This is a genomic window from Xanthomonas bonasiae (assembly GCF_017163705.1).
Classification (GTDB): domain Bacteria; phylum Pseudomonadota; class Gammaproteobacteria; order Xanthomonadales; family Xanthomonadaceae; genus Xanthomonas_A; species Xanthomonas_A bonasiae.
This window is the reverse complement of sequence record NZ_JAFIWB010000037.1, coordinates 1-21,522: the sequence shown is the minus strand read 5'-3', so window position 1 is coordinate 21,522 and position 21,522 is coordinate 1. Positions and strand designations below refer to the sequence as shown.

Annotated in this window: 16 protein-coding genes and 2 pseudogenes; 4 read left to right on the top strand and 14 right to left on the bottom strand. The window is 60.9% G+C overall.

Annotated elements, in window-relative coordinates; all coding sequences use genetic code 11:
- Positions 1 to 9: 9 nt before the first annotated feature.
- The 14 genes and pseudogenes from JR064_RS21305 to JR064_RS21235 all read right to left on the bottom strand — a co-directional run bounded on the left by JR064_RS21305 (position 10) and on the right by JR064_RS21235 (position 17,584).
- A complete protein-coding gene (locus JR064_RS21305; protein WP_206231052.1) occupies positions 10 to 330 on the bottom strand; it encodes a hypothetical protein in 321 nt (106 codons plus the stop codon).
- 91 nt (positions 331 to 421) lie between these two features.
- Positions 422 to 1,817 (bottom strand): annotated as a pseudogene (locus JR064_RS23165) (RHS repeat-associated core domain-containing protein); the annotation flags it as partial.
- Between the two features lie 80 nt (positions 1,818 to 1,897).
- Positions 1,898 to 2,335 (bottom strand): hypothetical protein, encoded by a 438-nt coding sequence (locus JR064_RS21290; protein WP_206231050.1) that lies wholly within the window; start codon positions 2,333 to 2,335, stop codon positions 1,898 to 1,900.
- 472 nt (positions 2,336 to 2,807) lie between these two features.
- Positions 2,808 to 3,725 (bottom strand): annotated as a pseudogene (locus tag JR064_RS23265) (RHS repeat-associated core domain-containing protein); the annotation flags it as partial.
- A 288-nt stretch (positions 3,726 to 4,013) separates the two neighbouring features.
- On the bottom strand, positions 4,014 to 8,552 hold the full coding sequence (locus JR064_RS21280) for an RHS repeat-associated core domain-containing protein (protein ID WP_241093219.1): 4,539 nt from the start codon (positions 8,550 to 8,552) through the stop codon (positions 4,014 to 4,016).
- Between the two features lie 384 nt (positions 8,553 to 8,936).
- Positions 8,937 to 9,326: a SymE family type I addiction module toxin gene (locus JR064_RS21275; protein WP_206231049.1), complete on the bottom strand. Its 390-nt coding sequence runs from the start codon at positions 9,324 to 9,326 to the stop codon at positions 8,937 to 8,939.
- A 372-nt stretch (positions 9,327 to 9,698) separates the two neighbouring features.
- Entirely contained in the window at positions 9,699 to 10,091 is a 393-nt protein-coding gene (locus tag JR064_RS21270; RefSeq protein ID WP_241093217.1) for a hypothetical protein, read from the bottom strand.
- A gap of 112 nt (positions 10,092 to 10,203) precedes the next feature.
- Positions 10,204 to 10,503 carry a SymE family type I addiction module toxin gene (locus JR064_RS21265; RefSeq protein WP_241093216.1) on the bottom strand — a complete coding sequence of 100 codons (300 nt, stop codon included), beginning with the start codon at positions 10,501 to 10,503 and terminating at the stop codon, positions 10,204 to 10,206.
- 471 nt (positions 10,504 to 10,974) lie between these two features.
- The gene (locus tag JR064_RS21260; RefSeq protein WP_206231046.1) at positions 10,975 to 11,796 is read right to left on the bottom strand and encodes a hypothetical protein; all 822 of its coding nucleotides are present in this window, start codon (positions 11,794 to 11,796) and stop codon (positions 10,975 to 10,977) included.
- Position 11,797: 1 nt separating this feature from the next.
- Positions 11,798 to 12,736 (bottom strand): ParB/RepB/Spo0J family partition protein, encoded by a 939-nt coding sequence (locus JR064_RS21255; protein WP_206231045.1) that lies wholly within the window; start codon positions 12,734 to 12,736, stop codon positions 11,798 to 11,800.
- A 3-nt stretch (positions 12,737 to 12,739) separates the two neighbouring features.
- Positions 12,740 to 13,576, bottom strand: coding sequence for a DNA adenine methylase (locus tag JR064_RS21250; RefSeq protein ID WP_206231044.1), 837 nt, complete (start codon positions 13,574 to 13,576; stop codon positions 12,740 to 12,742).
- Between the two features lie 24 nt (positions 13,577 to 13,600).
- Positions 13,601 to 14,440, bottom strand: a complete 840-nt coding sequence (locus JR064_RS21245; RefSeq protein ID WP_206231043.1) for a TSCPD domain-containing protein — start codon at positions 14,438 to 14,440, stop codon at positions 13,601 to 13,603.
- A 91-nt stretch (positions 14,441 to 14,531) separates the two neighbouring features.
- Positions 14,532 to 15,236, bottom strand: coding sequence for a hypothetical protein (locus tag JR064_RS21240; protein WP_206231042.1), 705 nt, complete (start codon positions 15,234 to 15,236; stop codon positions 14,532 to 14,534).
- A 194-nt stretch (positions 15,237 to 15,430) separates the two neighbouring features.
- Positions 15,431 to 17,584: an adenosylcobalamin-dependent ribonucleoside-diphosphate reductase gene (locus JR064_RS21235; protein WP_191826158.1), complete on the bottom strand. Its 2,154-nt coding sequence runs from the start codon at positions 17,582 to 17,584 to the stop codon at positions 15,431 to 15,433.
- A 473-nt stretch (positions 17,585 to 18,057) separates the two neighbouring features.
- On the opposite strand from JR064_RS21235, the gene JR064_RS21230 reads away from it, so the two are divergent.
- From JR064_RS21230 to JR064_RS21215, 4 genes are all read left to right on the top strand, one after another.
- Positions 18,058 to 19,503: a Do family serine endopeptidase gene (locus tag JR064_RS21230; protein WP_179569515.1), complete on the top strand. Its 1,446-nt coding sequence runs from the start codon at positions 18,058 to 18,060 to the stop codon at positions 19,501 to 19,503.
- 479 nt (positions 19,504 to 19,982) lie between these two features.
- Positions 19,983 to 20,351 carry a hypothetical protein gene (locus JR064_RS21225; RefSeq protein ID WP_046979703.1) on the top strand — a complete coding sequence of 123 codons (369 nt, stop codon included), beginning with the start codon at positions 19,983 to 19,985 and terminating at the stop codon, positions 20,349 to 20,351.
- Positions 20,352 to 20,356: 5 nt separating this feature from the next.
- Complete coding sequence (locus JR064_RS21220; RefSeq protein ID WP_179569517.1) at positions 20,357 to 20,848, top strand: phage holin family protein; 492 nt, start codon at positions 20,357 to 20,359, stop codon at positions 20,846 to 20,848.
- The gene (locus tag JR064_RS21215) at positions 20,845 to 21,312 is read left to right on the top strand and encodes a hypothetical protein (protein ID WP_179569519.1); all 468 of its coding nucleotides are present in this window, start codon (positions 20,845 to 20,847) and stop codon (positions 21,310 to 21,312) included. Before JR064_RS21220 ends, JR064_RS21215 begins: the two co-directional genes overlap by 4 nt.
- The last annotated feature ends 210 nt before the right edge of the window (positions 21,313 to 21,522 follow it).

Below are 21,522 nucleotides of genomic sequence, written 5' to 3'. Positions count from 1 at the left end.
GCCAAAGCCTCACCTGAGTTTAAGCACCTTAGAAAATTGCTCTTTATCTATGAAGAATTTCTTATTCCCCGATCTTACAATGCCGTTATTGTCTATAAAGTAGACATCCCTTTCAGAGAAGTATACTTTTGCTCTAACGTGAGAAGGCAGATAGAATTCAGAACTCGGCCTAGAGGAAATCATCTCAATGAATTCCGCCTTTTCTATCGAGTATCGGCAGTACTGGGGGTTGTTTATGCTCTCCTCTGTTTTCCCGACAAGAAACTGAACTTCAAACCCTGTAAAACACACAGATCCGCTAGTGGAAACCGAAGATCCTTTCGGGCTCATTTCCCGCGAATCAACTCCTTGGCAAAACATCAATAGAGCCAAGAAAGCAACCAATGAATTTAACCCTTTCATCGCAACCCCCTGCAATTTGCTAATATTCGGTTCTGAGCGGAATGTTCATTTCCGCCCTTATCGGATTTTCGATCATTCTAACATTATCTCCCACGGGATCACCCCGCCCTGGATTGTCTTGATAGCCAAGCCATGCATGACCCAATTCGTGTGCAATTGCTATTGGCAATGGAATAGTCTGTAGGCCTGCTGTAGTTTTAACTTGGGGCATGTGACATGGATCGACGAACACCGTTCTTTCGCGTCCTCCACAAGACGACAATGAACCCGAGCCCAGTGGGCAATACAGGTTACGGCCATCTCTTGAAGCTCTAATTTCGTACACATCCGATGATCGTTCTAACTCGCCATTCATGAACCTTGCAACTTCGGAACCTGCATTCAGTTCTGCATAGGCACTCATCAATAGTCTTGCTACCGCAGGATCGTTCTCGACAACTTTTACAATCAGCCCAAACCGGTCCACGGCAGCCAGGGGCGTTCCTCCGGCATAGCCATATGTACTAGCGCCACCGCCGAGTCCTATCGGATCACTCTGCGTGTAGCGGCCACCGGTCGCATCATAGTCTCGGAAATAGTTCTGGTTAAGCCCCGTCGCACTGTCATAGCGCTGCCCCGGGAAGCGCATCCCGAACACGAACGCCGTGCCATCGCGATCCGCGTCCTGGTCCGGCAGGGTGTTGCCGAACGCTTCGCCCTTGATGTCCCAGGTCCAGATCGCCACGTCGCGCGCCGGGTCGATGACCGTGCGTGGCGCGCCGAGACGGTCCGGCTGCACGTAGTTCAACGCGGTGCCGGCCAGCACACCGACCGGCAGGTCGTCGAGCCAGATCGCTTGCTGGAGCGCCTTGCTGTTGCCGTCGTAGTCGCCCAGCCAGTGGCCGGCTTCGTCGTAGACCGTGTAGGTGTTGGTCGTGCCCAGGAAGCGGCGCACCTGTTCGCCGCGGTCGTTGTAGCGATACTCCATTGCCAGAGCGCCGCTGCGCTTGGCCTGGCTCATGCGCCCGGTCACGTCGTGGGCGAACGTGCGTGTCGTGCCGCGTCTATGACGGTCGTGTTGCCCGCCGCGTCGTAGCTGCGCGTGGCGCCGGCCACGCTCGCCAGGCGGTGGCTGTCGGTCGGGTAGCTGTAGGTCTGGGTGCTGCCGTTGACCTGGGCGCTGAGCCGGTTGCCAGTGGCGTCGTAGCTGTAACCGTCGATCACCGTGCCGGTCGGGCCGTCCTTGAACGCGGTCAGTCGGTCCAGATTGTCATAGCCCAAGGTAACCACGGGTACCGTGTTGCCCGGCGCAGTCAGCGCAGTGAGGTGCCGACCGGGTCGAAGGCGAAGCCAACGTTGAGGCCGTCGCTGCGGCTGTCCTGGATCGCCAACGGGCGGTAGTCCTGGTCCAGAACGCGTTGCAGCGGCCTGCCGTTTCAATGTCGGAGAACCCCGCATCCCTGTTCCGTCTCCAGATCAGCGGCAATGGCTTTTTCCAATTCAGCAAGCTAGAAGGCTAGAGCCAATTGCTTTCTTTCGGCGGATTCTCTGTAATCCTCAAGAGCTCCTTATGATTTTTTGTATACTTAATAGTGGAGAACGTGCCCATATAGGTCATCACTCTTGAATCAGGCACAGCAGAGAAAATAAAAAGGTTCTCAGCACTAGGCTTTATTCCAATTTTTCCAAGAAATGTTTGCACGTTTAGAATTTGATAAATCCTCGCATTCGGACTGGCTAATATCACCGTCTTCCTTGCGCAGCTCTTGAAAAATTTGTCAAATACCTCCCCATTCCTGACCAGAACGTCGTTTATCTTAACAACCTCATGCCCTTTCGCAACATCCAATTCAACAACAACCAGATCCTTTTCCTCGCAAGTTGAAGTAGCTAAGGCAGATGGGAAGCTCAGGATTACGGACAAGGTTAAAACTACTGCGAAAAATAATTTCATTTTATTCACCCGTATAGCGAAGAATAGTCATCCCCTCAGGAAACTCGTCACTTCCCACCGGACCTACATAGACTGCATGAGCGCCTAAAGTTGTCACGCCGCCATTCACATCTGGAACCACAATCGCTGTGTGCCCAGTCGAGTTTGCTCCGATGTTCCTATTAGCCACGATATCCCCCGGCATTCTTTCTTCGTAGTTTCCTAGCCGTCGCCAATTGGGAATATTGCCTTTTGCAAGTTCCGCAGCGGTTGCACATCGGTCAATGGAGACCTTGCTTTTCCCTTTTACAGAAACCATGGTTGATGCACCAGCGGATGACACGGCATCGCAGACAAAGGAGGAGCACTTCCAAGATCCAGCAGGATATTGCATGGACCTGGCTTCATAAAAGCCATATGCAGTTGACCCAACCTTTTGCATCGCCCAACTCGATATCCGCCCCCGCTTTTGTAAATTGGCGAGGCTTCCCTCTACCAAACCTAATGAATCAATCTTCCAGAGAGGAACACCTCCTGCATAGGCAAAGGTGTTAGCTCCTCCCATCAAACCGATGGGGTCACTCTGTCCATATCGACCAGTGCTGGCATCATAGTCTCGGAAATAGTTCTGGTTAAGCCCCGTGGCACTGTCATAGCGCTGCCCCGGGAAACGCATGCCGAACACAAAGGCCGTGCCGTCGCGATCCGCGTCTTGGTCCGGGGGCGTGTTGCCGAACGCCTCGCCCTTGATGTCCCACGTCCAGATCGCCACGTCGCGCACCGGGTCGATGACCGTCCGCGGTGCGCCGAGGTGGTCCGGCTGGATGTAGCTCAACGCGGAGCCGGCCAGCACGCCCACCGGTAGGTCGTCGAGCCAGATGGCCTGCTGGAGCGCCTTGCCGTTGGTGTCGTAGTCACCCAGCCAATGCCCGGCTTCGTCGTAGAGCGTGTAGGTGTTGGTCGTGCCCAGGAAACGGCGCACCTGCTCGCCACGGTCGTTGTAGCGATACTCCATCGCTAGCGTGCCGCTGCGCTTGGCTTGGCTCATGCGCCCGGTCGCGTCGTAGGCGAACTCGCGCGCCGTGCCGTCGATCGCGGTGGTGTTGCCTGCCGCGTCGTAGCTGCGGGTTGCGCCGGCCATGCTCGCCAGGCGGTGGCTGTCGGTCGGGTAGTTGTAGGTCTGGGTGCCGCCGTTGACCTGGGCGCTGAGCCGGTTGCCGGTGGCGTCGTAGCTGTAGCCGTCGATCACCGTGCCGGTCGGGCCGTCCTTGAACGCGGTCAGTCGGTCCAGGTTGTCATAGCCCAAGCTCACGACCGGAGCGGTGTTACCCGGCGCAGTCAACGCGGTGAGGTTGCCGAAGCCGAAGCCGATGGTGAGGCCATCGCTGCGGCTGTCCTGGATCGCCAGCGTGCTTAAGTCTACGACTTCATTAATGATGGTATTTCCTAGAAGATCTCCGCTCTTTCGTGTATCTCACACATATATAAATTAAATAAAATAGCCCGCCAAAAAAAAATAAATAGGAAGAGTACCCGAAAGCCCTAGACATAAAACCAAAATGCTCTTTGCACTGACTAACACACCCCGGTGTCACCGCGATCCACGCATAATATATGGCGCACGTAAATACCAACAGCCCAAAGGCCATTATTAATAAAGAAATAAATAAACTCTTTTTGTATTTCACTTTCATCTCCTTTATGGGCCAGGCGAGTAACTGGAACCCAGTGAACCATGCTCATCTAATGTATTGGGAAGAACAGGCCCTTCCTGAGGACCGTAGCGACACTGTCCTATGACAGCATTTGAGAAACTTTGGCATTGGTTAATCATGCTCCAGGTTCCAGTTGGCTGCCCAGGACTTATTTTCTTATTAACACACTCCTCATCCACATTTTTTTGCAGAGTGCACACGGCCCCAACCTGGCTAGATTGGCCTGCATGCGATTTTGTAGCTGTCGATGTGTAGGGGATATCAGCGCAGCCCTGACCAGGAACAGGACACTCCCCACCCATCCCAGCTTCCTGCGTAGATGTTTTAACCCACATATGCTTCAAGTAGGGTCGAACAGATTTTGGTACCCAATCAACACTTATCGGACGAGAACACAAGTAAACAGCCAAACCAAGATAATCACTATAAAGTGCCGGACTCAGCTCAACGTAAGAATATGTATTAATGCCACCGCCCAAACCCAATGGATCACTCTGACCATACCGCCCCGTGCTCGCATCGTAGTCTCTGAAATAGTTCTGGTTAAGCCCCGTCGCACTGTCGTAACGCTGCCCCGGGAAGCGCATGCCGAACACGAACGCCGTGCCATCGCGATCCGCGTCCTGGTCCGGCGGCGTATTGCCGAAGGCCTCGCCCTTGATGTCCCACTTCCAGATTGCCACGTCGCGCACCGGGTCGATGACTGTCCGCGGTGCGCCGAGGTGGTCTGGCTGGATGTAGTTCAACGAGGTGCCGGCCAGCACACCCACCGGTAGGTCGTCGAGCCAGATGGCTTGTTGGAGCGCCTTGCCGTCCGTGTCGTAGTCGCCCAGCCAGTGCCCGGCTTCGTCGTAGAGCGTGTAGGTGTTGGTCGTGCCGAGGAAGCGGCGTACCTGCTCACCGCGGTCGTTGTAGCGATACTCCATTGCCAGCGTGCCGCTGCGCTTGGCCTGGCTCATGCGCCCGGTCGCATCGTAGGCGAACTCGCGCGCCGTCCCGTCGATGGCCGTGGTGTTGCCGGCGGCGTCGTAGCTGCGTGCAGCGCCAGCTACGCTCGCCAGGCGGTGGCTGTCGGTCGGGTAGCTGTAGGTCTGGGTGCTGCCATTGACCTGGGCGCTGAGCCGGTTGCCGGTGGCGTCGTAGCTGTAGCCGTCGATCACGGTGCCGGTCGGGCCGTCCTTGAACGCGGTCAAGCGGTCCAGGTTGTCGTAGCCCAGGCTCACGACCGGAGCGGTGTTGCCCGGCGCGGTCAGCGCGGTGAGGTTGCCGACCGGGTCGAAGGCGAAGCCGATGTTGAGGCCGTCGCTGCGGCTGTCCTGGATCGCTTGCGGGCGGTAGTCCTGGTCCAGCACACGCTGCATCGGCCGCCCGTTGCCGTAGGACCAGCCGGCGCTGGGGCCGAACGGGTAGTAGGTGGCGCCGCCGAGTAGCTTCTGCCGGGTGCCGCCGGCTGCGGTGACGCCCACTTCCGTCGCCTGGCCCAGCGCATTGCGCACGTAGTCCACCACCGCGCCGTCCGGGTAGGTCACCCGGCTCAGGCGGCCACCCTTGGTGTAGGCGTAGCGCACGGTGAACGCCTTGCTGTTGGTCGTCTGCACCTTGCGCACCACGCGGCCGAAGCGGTCGTAGCAATACTGGGTCAGGCCGCTGCCGTCCTGCAGCTTGCTCAGGCGTCCCAGCGCGAAGGTCTCGCCCGCCGCACAGACGGTCTGGCTCGCGTCGTAGGTGTAGGTGGCGATCAGCGCCTTGTCGGCGTAGGTCGCCTTGGCCAGGCGGCCGAGCGCGTCGTAGACGTAACTGGTCTTGGTGCTGCGCGCATCGGTCTGGGTGGCCAGGTTGCCGGTGCTGTTGTAGGTGTAGCTGGTCACGCCGGTGTCGGGGCTGGTCAGCTTGAGCAGGTCGCCCAGGCCGTTGTATTGGTAGCTCGTGGTCAGGCCCTTGGGATCGGTGACCTTGGTGGTGCGGTCCAGGGCGTCGTAGTCGAATTGGGTCTTCGCGGCGATGCCGCCGACGTCCTGCAGGGTCTGCTTGACCCGGTCCAGCGGGTCGTAGTCGGTCTGCGTCTTCCGCTTGAGTGCGTCGGTGACCAGCTGCACGTTGCCGTTGAGGTCGTAGCTGAAGTCGGTGGGATCGGCCTCGGCGGTGGCCTGGGTGGCCAGCTGGCCGAGCTTGTTGTAGATCCGCGACAGCGTGTGCTTGAGCGTGCCGGACGCGTCCTTGGTGTCTTCCTTGAACCGGTTGCCGGACGGGTCCAGCGAGTAGTGGATCGTGTTGCCGGCACCATCGGTCACGTCGGTCAGGCGATGCGCGGCGTCGTAGCCGTAGACGACGAACGTGCCGTCCGGATCGGTGACCTTGCTGACGTTGCCAACCTCATCGTAGGCGACGAGCGTGGCCTGGTCCTGGTCCGACGACGTGCCGTCGGCATTCGCGCGCAGCGTGCTCGATGCCGCCCAACCGCGCGGGGTGTAGGTGAGATCGCGGATCAGGCCGTTGGCATCCTGGGTGCGCGTCGGCCGGCCGTTGCGGTCGTAGGCCACATAGGTCGTGGCCCGACCTAGCGCATCAACCACTTGAGACAGGTCCCCGGCGCGATGGCAGGCGCCGCCGACATTGGCGCAGCCGGATTCATCGGCGGTCAGGTAGTAGCGATACGTGGTCGTATCCGCGACGTCGGTGCGCGGGCCGTCCTGGCTCAGCACCAGTCCGATTTGCGGGCACTGCGTGCCGTCGACGGTATCGCAATAGCTCGTCCGCCATTGGCGCACACCAGCCGGCGCGTTGGCGGCGCTGCCGCAGCTGTAGCTCATCGCAGCGGACACGGCTGGATCGACCTCACAACGTGCCGTTTGCTGGCCGCGTGCGTTGTATGCCCAGGCCGACTTGGCGGCGGTCTTGCCGGCAGCATCGAGCACGGTGCGGGTCAGCGGCACGCGCAGGCTGGTATTCCACGTGGTGTTCGTGGTGCGCTGCTGCGTTGTGCCGGACGCATCAATCTGCTGAGTCAGCAGGCCGCCAGCCGCATAGGTCGTCTTGGTGACCGTGCCCCTGAAGTCGGTCACCGACGCTGGATAGCCGTTGGCGTCATAGGTCAGCGACTTCCACGGCTGGTTGCACTGGTTACCGCATGCCACATTGGCGCCGGATGGCTTCAACGCCCCATAGCCGGTGTCTGCATAACTCAGAAAAACATTGGTTCCCAGCGGGGAAGTGACCGTCGCAGGAATTCCGCCGTTTGACATGGCGATTTCATAATCAACCTTCGTCGTATCGACGTTGCCGGCAAAGCTGGAAGAGATTGCCTTGCCATTGGTGGCGTAGCCGGTGCTTTCGAAACGCACGCCCTTCTCGTCGATCACGCCAGTCAGGGCCGTGGGCAGGTTGGCCTTGGAGGTGAGCGTTTGCTCGTTGTAGACGTATTGGCGGGTCTTGCCGTCCGGATACTGCACGGAGGTCAGGTTGCCGGTGGTGTCGTAGCCGTAGGTGAGCTTGCCACCATCCGGTAACGTGACCGTGCTCAGGCGGCTATTGCTGTCATATGCGAAGCTCAGCGAGCGGCCACTCGCGTCGGTAACCCGCTGTAGCAGGTTGGGCGGGGTCTTGGTGCCAGGCACCGTCGGCGGATCGCTGTAGTCCAGGGTCAGCACGGTCTGGCCCATGCGGTCGAAGACCGAGCGCAACAGGCCAGCGCTGTCGTAGATCTCCGTCTGCTGCGTGGCCCTCACATCCAACGCGAACCCCTGCAACAGGCCGGCACCATCCCGGCGTTCGGTCAGGATGTCAGGCATGTCTGGATCCGTCGTCCACACCCCGTTGCTCAGGCGGAACCGCTCCACACCGCCATCGGGGCGTCGGGCCTCGACCTGATTGCCGCCATTGGCGGCGCTGGACAGCATGACATCCAGCGTGCGCTCGAAAGAGTGCCGCCACTGCTTGCCCAGCGTGACCGACGTGACGGAGGTTTTGCTGTTGTAGAAGCGGCGCAAGGTCAGCCAGGTCGGCGAGTCGTAATCGGTGTCCTGGCGAAACATGTTGCCGGTGGCGGTGTTGATCGGATCGCCCTCGAACGCGCTGCCGCGATGCGCACCCGCCTGCTTCAGAGCCGCATCGCCGCTACTGCCATGGGGGCCGGTGTTGTCGCCCTCTTGGCCCAAGCCGCCTGTGCACATCGTGTTGCAGCTGCCCGTGTTCTTTGTCGGATAGCCCACGTAACCGTCGCTGGCGTAGACGGTGCCCCAAAGATTTCCGTTCCAGTAGACGGATGCAGGTGCAGCTTCATCGTTGGTGTAGGAGGTCGTGATGACCGGAGTTTTTTGACAACCCTGCGTACTCGCGCACAGGTCGTAGACGCCATCAATGAGGTATTGGACCGCCTGAGACACGGACTGGAACGATTTCGAGCCCGCCGAATACGGGGGGCCGTAGTAGGTCTTTGCTGCTGCCAGGTTCAGTGCCGATCCGGCAAGAAACAACAGGCAGATCATGCCAATACGGCGAGAGAGGCGAACGTGGCGGTTCGACATAGCGTCATCCTTGAGCTTGGATAGAGTTGTAGAGGGCAACCGCGGTGCACAGGCATCGCCCGGTGCCCAAAAGAGCGTATCGCTCCTTTGTTGCAAATTCTGAGACGACCGCAACTCTTTTGCTTGCAGGCCGGCCCAGCCAGGAAGGGACGCTTACTTAGGGCCGCGCCTCAGCCCTGGTGGATAGTGCCGCGCGACACACCCTTGCCGGCAGGCGCTTGCGCCGCCCTGGAAAGATATCGACTGGCGTCCTGTCGTTGCCCCAACGCCTGGATCCACTCGTAATGTAGTGGATCGGCGTCGGGATGCGGCTCGCCCGCGCAGGCTGTGGACCGCGCAAGCGCCGATCGGCGGGACAACTCGCTCGGCGCGATTACGCGGCTCCTACGCTTGCGGCGCAGCCGTGATGACCAGTGCACCATCGACGATGGCGATGTGCGGCTTGCTGCCAGGCGCGAATCCCAACACTTCCAGCCACTGACCGCTCAGGCGCAAGGTGGGAATGCGCTGGCTCTGCCGGTGGCCTTCCACCAGCACGTCGTGGCAGGTGTAGCCAATGGTGCACTGCGCGGGTTGGTGCGGACGCGGCGCGCGCTTGGGCGGCAGTTCGTCTTCCGTCAGGACCGGATTGAACAGCGTGGTGTATGTCAGGTCGCCGAGCGGGATGTGTGGCATCGGGGCAGGGACGAGAGGCGCGGCGGGCGACGGCGCGGCATCGCGGGTGCGGCGACGGAGGGACGGGTTGCTCGTGGGTGCGGTTGCCTTGCGGGACATAGACGACTTCTCCTGAGTTGAAAGAAGTCCGCCCACTGCTGCCAAGCAGGGTGGCGTACGGTACGGGTTGGCAGACCGGACTCAGGGACCGGCAGGCCTTGCGGCCTCCACGTACCGCCCGCCATGAAACATGCGAGCTATCTCCCACGAGAATGCCGGGCAACAAAAAAAGCGCCGGGCATCGAAGATGGGCGCGGGTGCGCCTGAGTGATCGGGCTGCCAAGCCCGGCTGCGTGATTTAACGCAACGATTCAATCGTGCTCTTTGACAAGCCCTGCGTCAACGATCGTTTTAGAAAGAAATGCAGAATTTACACCGATGGAAAGTCTACTCTCCCCGGCACTCACTGGGCAGCTGCGTACAGACCCAAAGTCAGCGGCATGAGGGAAATGCGTTGCCATTCTGGATAGTTGGAGAAAGTCTCTCTTCTGTCGAATTCCCGTCACGCCCCGCCTCGCCGTTGAGGTACTTGATCAAAACGTCGCTTCCATCCCGGCGTATGGTGTAGAGCACCTCATTCCGAGCGGATTTCACGACAAGCCTGTCGCGTTCAACTGCCGGGTAGAACACGTTTGGCGCCAAAGGCCCACCTTCGTACCGCTGAATCGACAAATGAGGTCCGTTTATAGCCGGCACGATGCGGATCGTGGTACCAACCACATCTCCATCTTCGACGCTGCAGACATTGGAATATTCTTCCGTGTTTGACACGTGGAATGGAGCCTGAGCACCGGCAAGCGCGCCGATTACCAACAAGACACTCATCATCATTTATCGGCGCCCCCAAAAATCAACGTTCTACCACATGATTCTGCAGCCCACAGCCACACTGGCCGGTGCGCCGACTGACAGAAAGCCAGCCGGCGCGACGGCTCGCTCAGGACGCGTTGGGCTCGGTAGCGGGCGTGATCATCAGCGCGCCATCGACGATGGCGATGTGCGGCTTGCTACCCGGCGCGAATCCCAACACTTCCAGCCACTGGCCGCTCAGGCGCAAGGTCGGAATGCGCTGGCTCTGCCGGTGGCCGTCCACCCGCACGTCGTGGCAGGTGTAGCCAATGGTGCACTGCGTGGGATGGTGCGAACGCGGCGCGCGCTTGGGCGGCAGTTCGTCTTCCGTCAGGACCGGATTGAACAGCGTGGTGTACGTCAGATCGCCGAGCGGGACGCGCGGCATCGGGGAAGGGACGAAAGGCGCGGCTGGCGACGGCGTGGCATCGCGGATATGGCGACGAGGAGACGGGTTACTCTTGAGTGCGGTTGCTTTGCGGGACATACGGAACTCCTTTGAGAAGGAAGTCCGCTCCCCGACGCCAATCGGGGTGGCGGACGGTGCACGATTGGCGTACCGGTCAAAGGCTCCGGCGAGCCCGAAGGCTCCCGCGCACCGCCCGCCGTAAATCGGCAAGCATTCGCGCCGTCGATGCGGCCAACAAAAAAGCGCCGGACATCGGAGGATGGGCGCTGGTTGCGCCTTCGAACACGGGACGCCAATCCCGGCTACGTGATTTGACGCAGCGATTTGATAATGCCCTTTGCCAAAGTCGTGGTCAACAAACTTTGTAGACAGAAATACAGGCTATGCGCCTATCGAAAGTCTACTCTGACCCCACATTTCCTACGCCCCCAGATTTCTTATCTTTGAAGATCACGCAATTTGTTTTACTGCAGAAATTATTGTCCAAAGATGCTGCCCAATAGTGGCCCTGAGGCGAGAGCTATTTTTTGCCCTTGGGGTCTTATGAACCGCACTCACTCGATCTTTATTAGTGCTTGCCAAAGCCTTTTGATATACCTGATCCAAATGATTCGGGGAAACAATTTCACCAAATGCCTTAACCAAAGAACCCTGCGGCATTTTCTTTATTTGCTTATTTGTATAAGTTTGGACGGCGCCATTACTTTTTCTAAATGAGATCCTCCCCCTCTTTACTCCATCCAAAAGATGCCTCACCGCAAGCGCTTCAAGGACTTGGCAAGCATCACGAAATCCATCGAGCCATTCACCTCGATCAATTTTCTGGAAACATGGGCTAATTTTTTTTAAAATAGCCGGGTCAATACCTTCTAATGAAGGAAGACTTACGGAAAGGGTTAAATCGCGAGGAGCTATTATTTCTGTCAGACTACCTTGTCCGTACGAAAAAATGCCCACGTTCCTCTGCCTAAGTTGAACAGTCGTTTCGTGGCCCACACCAGGGGGACTCACCACAAGAAGCGCAAATGCAGTGTTCTTTGATCTTGATTTAGCGAAAGCAACCCAAGCATCTACAGCCTCAAGATCTACGTTTACGACAGCTTCAATAAACAATGTTTCATTCGACCTAGTACACCTTATCGTTGGCGTGCGTGGGTACTCGAATTCAGAAGGTTCTGTTGCAACTCTATATCCTCCGGCCCTAAAATAATCAACTGCAGCCAACGCAGCCCCCTCCAACTCTGTCCCTACAGTTCGAAAGGCAACTGCCATATCATTTCACCTTAGCCATAGCCTTGTGCAGGCGAGCTAAAGAAGAACGCAAAGAACTATTAATAACTGTTGATCGAGCAAGCAATGATTCAATTTTCTCAATGAGCCTATTTGCAAGCATTTCTGCCGCGTGCTGCTCATCTTGAGATGCCGCACTGTCTTCAAAAGCGGCATCAATAGAATAAGATTTAACATTTTTTACTTTCAATGCGGCTGATCGAGCAACATCCAATGGTATATCCCCACGCTCAACAGCTCGCGCAACTTTCGCCAACTTTCGTGGCGCCACTGTGTTATCTATAACTCCCGTGCGGAATTTCTCGATAATAGATTCCCGCAAAGAATCTTCTTCTTTTTCATTATGCAGAACACCACGCTTCCTTAGCGCGCTTGCACCTGCCTGGGCCTCCAATACGTGATCCACTGTTATCTTTTGCTCGGATCTAGGCTTCTGCAATTCAGCCATGAGCATTTCGCGATAACTTTCAGGAAGTGCTAGAAGCTTCTTGAGGCGTCTCACCTCTCCCACTTTTAATGAGGCAAGCTCAGCAAGTTCCCGCTCAGTTACAGCCTTTCCATAGCGCTGCATGTAGAGCTTTTCAAGGACAGCCAGTTTCTCAGCAGTGGGGAGAGGGTCCCACTCATCCCTCCGATGATGAATCGCAAACATCATCATCAAATTAGTCATGCGATCTGGTTTATCAACCAAGATCGCCGGGACATTTTCTAGCGCCAGCTTAATTGAGCATCGCCAGCGGCGCTCGCCGTCCAATATCTTGTAACCTTTCCCATCCGCATACAGAGTTAGCGGGACAAGAATACCTTGACGCTTAATACTCTCAGCCAAAGCATCGAGTTCCTCCTGCCTGAAAATCAGCCTTGGATTTTCAGGATTCGGCTCAATAAGCCGCGGCGAAATAAGGCGAACTGACTCGGCCACTGATCACTCCTTGATGTTGGTGACGATAACCTCTACCGCTTTTCTACGGTGCTCAGCAAAACCCGCAACATTTCGCTGCGCTATAACGCGCCTCGCAGTCCATCGCTTTGTTATTTTCTTAATTTCGGCACTGAGCGCATAAGAAACAACAAAACTTGCCCCCACTGAATCTATGTACTCCAAACATTCCGAAAGCCGCTCGATATCTTCCAAGCCAAAAGAATGCTTGTCATACTGTCTAAAAATTCTTCTGTTTGCAACAGCATAAGGAGGATCCAAGTAAACAAAGTCTCCCGACTGAACTGTCTTGCTTATAAATTCATCGAAATCTAAACAAGTCAGTTCAGCACATCTAATGGCTGCCGCACACTCATTAAATTTTTCTCGAGAAGGAACCGCGCCCGCTTTTGCAGCACCATACGGAACATTGAACTGCCCCTTTTGATTAGTCCTATATATCCCATTGAAACAATGCCGATTAAGATAAATAAAGCGAGCAGCCCGCTCCTCTGCGCTCAACGAACTGGGATCTTGAGACCGGACTAAATAATAGTTCTCTTCATCTGATGAAATAGATATTACTCGCCTATACAAATCATCCGGATCTTTAGCAAGCACTTCATAGCACTCAATCAGCTGAGTGTTTATGTCATTTAGCCGAGCAACACCGGGTCTTAGATGAAAGAATAGTGCTGCCGAGCCACTGAACGGCTCGATATAGCGTTTATGATTTTGGCCCCAATATTCAGCAAGTCTAGGCACTAGCCTCTGCTTACTACCGGCCCATCGCAGAAGTGGGCCAGTCTTTGCTCGCACCGCCATAGTTGATTCCATGTGCATCGCACTATCCTTTATGCGAACTCTTTAACCGCACTTCGAATACCCACAATTCAAACAAGTAGCACACCCGTCCATGATGACCAGGGCCTTGGTGTTGCACTTGTGGCACATCGTGGCCGACGGCGGGAAACTCGCGCCGTCGCCGGTGACGGCGATGTCTTCTTCGTGGTCGGCGGTGGAGTCGGTCGAACCCGTACCCTCATCCGCCCTGCGGGCACCTTCTCCCGCAGGAGAAGGAACAGCCTTGCCTACTTCACTGTTTTTTTTTGAGCGGTCTTCGTACTGCTTGCGCTTTTCGTTGATCAGCGCGCGCTGGTGGTCGCTCATCTCCGGGTCGTGCAGCAGGCCGATGGACTTCATGTGCTCTTCGACGATGCTGCCCAGTTCGGCGACCAGCGAGGGCATGTACACGCCGCCGGCCTTGAAGTAGCCGCCCTTGGGGTCGAACACGGCCTTCATCTCGTCGACCAGGAAGGTGACGTCGCCGCCCTTGCGGAACACGGCGGACATGATGCGGGTCAGCGCCACGATCCACTGGAAATGTTCCATGGACTTGGAGTTGACGAAGATCTCGAACGGGCGGCGCAGTTCGTGCTCGGTGCCGGCGTTGAGCACGATGTCGTTGAGGGTCACGTACATGGCGTGTTCCACCAACGGCGATTTGATCTTGTAGGTGCTGCCGATCAGCACGTCCGGGCGCTCGATGCGCTCGTGCATGTGGATGATGTTGTCCACCGGCACTTCGGCCTCGGCGGTGGCGCGGTCGATCGACGCGGCGGGCACGGGCGGTGCGGCGTCGCGCGCCTTGTCTTCGGCGGTGACGACGGCGTAGCCCTTGATTTTCTTGTCGATCTTGACGGCCATGATGCGTTCCTGATGTGCGTGTCGTGTTGGGCGCGCGTCCCGCGCGCTGCCTCTCTCCCGCGGACGGGAGAGAGGGTGCAGCTGGGACGGCTTACTTCTTGGCGCGGGTGGCCGCGGCCTTCTTGCCGGCGCTCTTGCGCACGGCGGTCTTCTTCACTGCGGCGGTCTTCTTGGCGACCTTGGCGGTGCTCTTCTTGGCGGCCTTGGCGACCTTCTTCACGGCCTTCTTGGCGACGGCCTTCTTGGCGCCGACGCTCTTCTTGACCGCGGTCTTCTTGGCGGCCACCGACTTCTTGGCGACAGCCTTCTTCGCGGCGACCTTCTTGACCGCCTTCTTCGGCGCGGCCTTCTTCGCGACCGCCTTCTTGGCCGGGGCCTTCTTCACTGCGGCCTTCTTGGTGGCCGTCTTCTTGGCAGCGGCTTTCTTGGCCGGCGCCTTCTTCGCCGCCGCCTTCTTGGCGGTCTTCTTGCCGGCCTTCTTCAGCGTGGCGGCTTCGGACTGGGCGCTGGCCTTGGCCGCTTCCAGCTTCTTGCGCGCGTTGGCGACGGTCTTCTTCACCGACTTGCCGGCCTTCTCCGCCCGCTTGGCGACGGCCTTCTCGGCCTTCTTGACCGCCTTGCGGGTCTTGGCGACCTGGTCCTGCACGCGCTTCTGCACGTTCTCGGCGGTCTGCTTGACGCTGGCGACGGCGTCGCTGGCGGTGGCGGCGATCGCTTCGCCCATGTTGCTGGCGGTCTCTTTTACGTTTTCGGCGACTTGCGTCAGCGTCGCCGTCACACCATTACCGTTGCTCATAAAAAACCCTCCTCAGGGTGTCAGTGTTTATGTAACGCGGGCGATGCTATACCGATTGAGGTGAAGCGTGGAACCGGATGCGACGGCAATCGACGCGCGGTAGGGAAGCGTTCGGGAAAGCCGGCATGGCGCCGTCCCGATTTCCCCGCCGCCGCCGCTCCCTTCGTTGCCGGCGAAGGGAGCAAACACTCGGCTTAGAACTTGCCGTAATACCCTTCTTTCAGGGCGTCGAACAGGTTGGCGGCGGTGTGCATTTCGCCGTCGTATTCGATCTGCTCGTTGCCCTTCACTTCCACCACGCTGCCGTCTTCCAGTTCGAAGCGGTAGGTGGTGTTCTCCAGGTCCGCTTCCTTGACCAGCACGCCCTGGAAGGCGGCCGGGTTGAAACGGAACGTGGTGCAGCCCTTCAACCCCTGCTGGTGGGCGTAGCGGTAGATGTCCTTGAACTGCTCGTAGGGGTAGTCGGTGGGGACGTTGGCGGTCTTGGAGATGGAGCTGTCCACCCACTTCTGCGCCGCGGCCTGCACGTCCACGTGTTCCTTGGGGTGGATGTCGTCGGCGGAGATGAAGTAGTCCGGCAGCTGCGCGTCGGCGGCCTCGGCGAACGGCATCGCCTTGGCGTTGACCAGGTGGCGGTAGGCCAGCAGTTCGAAGGAGAACACGTCCACCTTCTCCTTGGACTTCTTGCCTTCGCGGATCACGTTGCGGCTGTAGTGGTGGGCGAAGCTGGGCTCGATGCCGTTGGAGGCGTTGTTGGCCAGGCTCAGCGAGATGGTGCCGGTGGGGGCGATGGAGCTGTGGTGGGTGAAGCGCGCGCCCACTTCGGCCAGTTCGTCCACCAGTTCCGGCGCCACTTCGGCGATGCGCTGCATGTAGCGGCTGTACTTGGCGTGCAGCAGCTTGCCCTCGATCTGCTGGCCCACGCGCCAGCCGTCCTTCGCCATTTCCGGGCGCTGGCGCAGCATCGCGGCGGTGACGGCGAAGGTCTCCTGCATGATCGGGGCCGGGCCCTTTTCCTTGGCCAGGGTCAGCGCGGTTTCCCAGCCGGCCACGGCCATCTCGCGGGCGATGGCTTCGGTGAATTCGCAGGAGGCGGCGCTGCCGTACTTCATCTGCAGCATGGTCATGGTCGAGCCCAGGCCGAGGAAGCCCATGCCGTGGCGGCGCTTGCGCAGGATCTCGTCGCGCTGCTGCTGCAGCGGCAGGCCGTTGACCTCGACCACGTTGTCGAGCATGCGGGTGAACACGCGCACCACTTCCTTGTATTCCTCCCAGTCGAAGCGCGCCTGCGCGGTGAACGGGTCGCGCACGAAGTTGGTGAGGTTGATCGAGCCGAGCAGGCAGGCGCCGTAGGGCGGCAGCGGCTGCTCGCCGCACGGGTTGGTGGCGCGGATGTTCTCGCACCACCAGTTGTTGTTCATTTCGTTGACGCGGTCGATCAGGATGAAGCCCGGCTCGGCGTAGTCGTAGGTGGAGACCATGATCATGTCCCACAGGTGGCGGGCGCGGATCTGCCCGTACACCTTGCACGCGACCAGGCCGTCGTCGCGCACGATGTAGTTGCTGTGGGTGGGCCAGTCGCGCCAGACCACGGCGCTGGCGTCGGCCAGGTCGATGTCGGCCTCTTCCTTGCGGTTCACCGGGAACACCAGCGGCCAGTCGGCGTCGGTCTCCACCGCCTGCATGAAGCCGTCGGTGATCAGCAGCGACAGGTTGAACTGGCGCAGGCGCCCGTCCTCGCGCTTGGCGCGGATGAAGTCCTTCACGTCCGGGTGCGACACGTCGAAGGTGCCCATCTGCGCGCCGCGGCGGCCGCCGGCCGAGGACACGGTGAAGCACATCTTGTCGAAGATATCCATGAACGACATCGGCCCGGAGGTGTAGGCGCCGGCGCCGGCCACGAACGCGCCGCGCGGGCGCAGCGTGCTGAACTCGTAGCCGATGCCGCAGCCGGCCTTGAGGGTCAGCCCGGCTTCGTGGACCTTCTCCAGGATGCCGTCCATCGAGTCGGTGACGGTGCCCGACACGGTGCAGTTGATGGTGCTGGTGGCCGGCTTATGTTCCAGCGCGCCGGCGTTGGAGGTGATGCGCCCGGCCGGGATCGCGCCGCGGCGCAGCGCCCAGGCGAAGCGCTCGAACCAGTAGGCGCGCTTTTCCTCGGTGGCCTCGGCATCGGCCAGCGCGCGCGCCACGCGCTGGTAGGTGCCGTCGATGTCGGCATCCAGCGGCTCGCCCTGCTTGGTCTTCAGGCGGTACTTCTTGTCCCAGATATCCTGCGACGCAGGCTGCATCGGGATGGGGTTCTGCTTGGACTCGGTCTGGACGACTTCCAGGCGCACCGTGCTCATTCTTTTCTGTTCTCCTCGAACCTGTCCCGATGGGGCGGATGGGGGTGGCCGTCCGCCGTGTCTCTTATTTGTATGCGGTTTGCGCTGCGCGACGACGACAGCCGCGGCAGCGCGCGCGGCGCCGCCCTTCGGCCGAATGGGAATGCGTAGGGCGTTCGACCGCCCGTCTCACGTTCACGCCATGCGTCACTGCGTGCGCCCCCTGGGGTATCGACCCCAGCGAAAACCCCAGTAGTTGGGTTGCTTTGACGTCTTACCGCTACATGTAGTGGCAAAACGAAGTGCCCAAGCTAACCCTGGGCGGGCCTGCTGTCAACGCCGAAACCGGGCGGTTCGGCGCCTCCGTACGCCGCTGCAGGTTTCGCTTGCGCCGGGCTTTCACTGGCGGTTAAACGCCGCTCGTTCATCTTGATTTATGCGCCCCGGCGCCCATCTGCCTTGCGTCTCCCGCCGCGTCATCCGGAACCCGACCCATGCGACCGCTGCCCACGCTGCTGACCCTGACCGCCGCCGCCGCCTTCGGCGGTTTCGCCGCCACCGCGATCAACGCGCACCTGGACAACCGCGCCGAGGCCGCGCCCGCCCCCGCCGCGCCGGTGGCGCAGACGGTGGCCGGCAGCGCCGCCTTGCCGGCCTCGGTGGCCGGCCAGCCGCTGCCGTCGCTGGCGCCGATGCTGCAGCAGACCATGCCGGCGGTGGTCAGCATCAACACCAAGCAGGTGGTGCGGGTGCGCAATCCGTACTTCAACGACCCGTTCTTCCGCCGCCTGTTCCCGGACATCCCGCAGGAGCGGATCAACGAGTCGCTGGGCTCGGGCGTGATCATCGACGCCAAGAACGGCTACGTGCTGACCAACCACCACGTGGTGGAGAACGCCGACGACGTGCAGGTGACCCTGGCCGACGGGCGCAGCTTCAAGGCCGAGTTCATGGGTTCGGACGCGGACACCGACGTGGCGCTGATCCGGATCAAGGCCGACAAGCTCACCGAGATCCGCCTGGGCGACAGCAGCAAGCTGCGCGTGGGCGATTTCGTGGTGGCGATCGGCAACCCGTTCGGCTTCACCCAGACGGTGACCTCGGGCATCGTCTCGGCGATGGGCCGCAACGGCATCCGCGGCCTGGGCTACCAGAACTTCATCCAGACCGACGCCTCGATCAACCCGGGCAACTCCGGCGGCGCGCTGGTGGACCTGCACGGCGAACTGGTCGGCATCAACACCGCCAGCTTCAATCCGCAGGGCAGCATGGCCGGCAACATCGGCCTGGGCCTGGCGATCCCGTCGAACCTGGCGCGGGCGGTGGTCGAGCAGTTGCTGAAGAACAACGGGGTGATGATCCGCGGCACCTTCGGCATCGAGACCCAGAACCTGACCGCGCAGATGGCGCAGGGCCTGGGCCTGGACGCGCCGCGCGGCGCGCTGGTGACGCGGGTGCTGACCGGTTCGGCGGCGGCCGGCGCGGGCCTGCAGCCCGGCGACGTGGTGGTCGGCGCCAACGGCGAGCGGCTGGACAGCGCCGAGGCGCTGCACAACTACGAAGGCCTGCAGCCTGTGGGCAGCACGGTGACGCTGGACGTGCGCCGCGACGGCAAGCCGCTGCAGATCAAGGCCACCTTGAAGGAGCAGCCGCGCGCGGTGAGCGGCGAATCGCTGGACCCGCGGCTGGGCGGTGCCAGCTTCACCGACCTGCCCGAGTCGCTGCGCCAGTCCGGAATCAACGGGGTGCTGGTCGGCACCGTGGCGCGCGGCAGCCGCGCGGCGCGCAATGGCCTGGCCAGCGGCGACATCGTGATGGCCGCCTCCACCGGCGAGTTCGCCGACCTGGCCAGCTTCCGCGCCAACTTCGCGCGCAAGCCGGCGCAGTTGGTGCTGCGCGTGGTGCGGGGCGGGGCGCAGGCGGATTTGTTGATGCAGTGAGGTGGGGCGCGGCGGCGGCGAACGGTTCCGGGGTCGGCCAGGTTTCCTGGCTTCGCTCGTCGCGGCTGAAGCCGCTCCTACAGAAAGTCTGCGGCAATCTGGCCAGGTGCACTGTAGGAGGGGCTTCAGCCCCGACAGATTTCGACCGCGGCCGAGATTGCGGCTTCGCTCGTCGCGGCTGAAGCCGCTCCTACACAACGCCTTCGGCCGTCTGGCTGGGTGCACTGTAGGAGGGGCTTCAGCCCCGACAGGATCCGAGACGGGACAGGATTGCGGCTTCGCTTGTCGCGGCTGAAGCCGCTCCTACAGAAAGCCTGCGGCGCGCGCGGCGCTGTCCTTGGACATAATGCCGGACTGGATGTACCCGTGCGGCCGGGCCTAACAAGCTCTACACCGCGTCGATGCTATTCCTCTGGATCGCGATCCGCGAACCGCCTGCCGCGCGCAGGTATGCCCCTACCACCGTCAGGAGACACGCGATGAATGCCAACCCCACCAATACCGAAAACCTCAAGGACAACCTCAGCGAAGCCGGTTCGCACCTGAAGTCGGCCGCCAGCTACGCCGGCGAAGCGATCAAGGGCGCCGCCGGTGCCGCGGGCGACGAGTTGAAGCTGGGCAAGGCCAACGTCAAGGCCGAGCTGTCCGACAGCGCGCTGTCCGGGCTGGCCGCTGCCGAGTTCGGCGGTGCCGCGGCGAAGGAGCAGGTCGATGTGCTGCTGGACAAGGGCCGCGACCTGATCGACAGCGCCGCCGAGCTGATCCGCGAGCGCCCGCTGGCCTCGTTCGGCGTCGCCTTCGCCACCGGCTGGATCATCGCCAAGCTGGCGCGCAGCAGCGACAAGTAAGCCACGTGAGCGACGAGCAGGCCCGCGACGGCGCCGCTGCCGCGCCGGATCCGGCGGCGGCGGAACGGCCGTCGCTGGAGGAATCGTTCCGCGAATTCAGCACGGCCGGCCGCGACGGCCTGACCGCCACCCTGGAAGCCGGCCGCGCGCTGCGCAAGCTGGTGGTGGCGGACCTGGCGCTGGCGCGCGCGGCGATGGCCCGTGCGCTGGTGTGGCTGACCATCGCGGTGTCGTTCGGCGCGTCGGCATGGATGCTGCTGATGGGCGCGCTGATCGCGGTGCTGCAGCGGCTGGGCTGGTCGTGGCTGGCGTCGATCTCGGCGACCGCCGCGTTCAGTCTGGTGGTCACCGCCCTGGGCGCCTGGCAGGCGCTGCGCTATTTCGAAATGAGCAAGCTCGACGCCACCCGCCGCCAGCTGGCGAAGCTGGGGATCGGGGGCGACGACGAGGACACCGCCGAGGACCATGCGTCCAAGGCCGCCGGAGCGGGCCGATGAAATTCGATCAACTGCAGCACCGCATCGCCCGCGCCGAGACGGTGCTGGAAGGCCGCCAGCAGCAGATGCAGACGCAGTGGACCACGCTGCAGCGCGTCTGGCGCGAAGGCTGGACGCCGCTGCGCATCGTCGCGGTGGGCCTGGGCGCCGGCTTTCTGGCCGGACGCGCCGAGCCGGCGGCGGCGATCGGCAAGCTCGGCGGTGCGCGCTGGCTGCAGATGCTTAGCGCGGTCTCCAGCCTGCTGACCGCGACCAAGGTCAAGGAAGCCTCGGACCAGGCCGAACGCGCGGCGGACACCGCGCAGGATGCGGCCGAGGCGGTCGAGACGCCCGCGGCCGCAGGCGTGCCGCGGCCGCCCGTTGCGCCCACGGTGGCCACGGCGCCGGTCGATGCGCCGTTCGCCGCGTCGCCGCAGGCACCGCCGCGCGCGGCCGAAGCGGCCACCGACGTCTCCGAACGCTGAGCGCCTAGCGACCCGCCGCGGTCGCCACACCGCCTTCATACCGCGCAGGCCAGGATCGGCCTACACTCCGCTTCCCCTTTTTGCGCCGAACGGCGCGCGTCCAGCCGACGCGTGCCGGGGCCACCGTACGCAGCGCAGGTCCGATGAGCACTCTGTCCGAATCCGTGGCCGACGCCGGCGACGTGGCACCGCCCCCCGAGGACGCCCTCC

What these genes read in the sequence shown, in the direction of transcription:
- JR064_RS21235 (WP_191826158.1), bottom strand. Translation starts at nt 17,584, where the DNA reads ATGAGCACGGTGCGCCTGGAAGTCGTCCAGACCGAGTCCAAGCAGAAC.
- JR064_RS21215 (WP_179569519.1), top strand. Translation starts at nt 20,845, where the DNA reads ATGAAATTCGATCAACTGCAGCACCGCATCGCCCGCGCCGAGACGGTG.
- JR064_RS21305 (WP_206231052.1), bottom strand. Translation starts at nt 330, where the DNA reads ATGAGCCCGAAAGGATCTTCGGTTTCCACTAGCGGATCTGTGTGTTTT.
- JR064_RS21230 (WP_179569515.1), top strand. Translation starts at nt 18,058, where the DNA reads ATGCGACCGCTGCCCACGCTGCTGACCCTGACCGCCGCCGCCGCCTTC.
- JR064_RS21240 (WP_206231042.1), bottom strand. Translation starts at nt 15,236, where the DNA reads ATGAGCAACGGTAATGGTGTGACGGCGACGCTGACGCAAGTCGCCGAA.
- JR064_RS21290 (WP_206231050.1), bottom strand. Translation starts at nt 2,335, where the DNA reads ATGAAATTATTTTTCGCAGTAGTTTTAACCTTGTCCGTAATCCTGAGC.
- JR064_RS21250 (WP_206231044.1), bottom strand. Translation starts at nt 13,576, where the DNA reads ATGCACATGGAATCAACTATGGCGGTGCGAGCAAAGACTGGCCCACTT.
- JR064_RS21280 (WP_241093219.1), bottom strand. Translation starts at nt 8,552, where the DNA reads ATGTCGAACCGCCACGTTCGCCTCTCTCGCCGTATTGGCATGATCTGC.
- JR064_RS21260 (WP_206231046.1), bottom strand. Translation starts at nt 11,796, where the DNA reads ATGGCAGTTGCCTTTCGAACTGTAGGGACAGAGTTGGAGGGGGCTGCG.
- JR064_RS21225 (WP_046979703.1), top strand. Translation starts at nt 19,983, where the DNA reads ATGAATGCCAACCCCACCAATACCGAAAACCTCAAGGACAACCTCAGC.
- JR064_RS21245 (WP_206231043.1), bottom strand. Translation starts at nt 14,440, where the DNA reads ATGGCCGTCAAGATCGACAAGAAAATCAAGGGCTACGCCGTCGTCACC.
- JR064_RS21275 (WP_206231049.1), bottom strand. Translation starts at nt 9,326, where the DNA reads ATGTCCCGCAAGGCAACCGCACCCACGAGCAACCCGTCCCTCCGTCGC.
- JR064_RS21265 (WP_241093216.1), bottom strand. Translation starts at nt 10,503, where the DNA reads ATGCCGCGCGTCCCGCTCGGCGATCTGACGTACACCACGCTGTTCAAT.
- JR064_RS21270 (WP_241093217.1), bottom strand. Translation starts at nt 10,091, where the DNA reads ATGAGTGTCTTGTTGGTAATCGGCGCGCTTGCCGGTGCTCAGGCTCCA.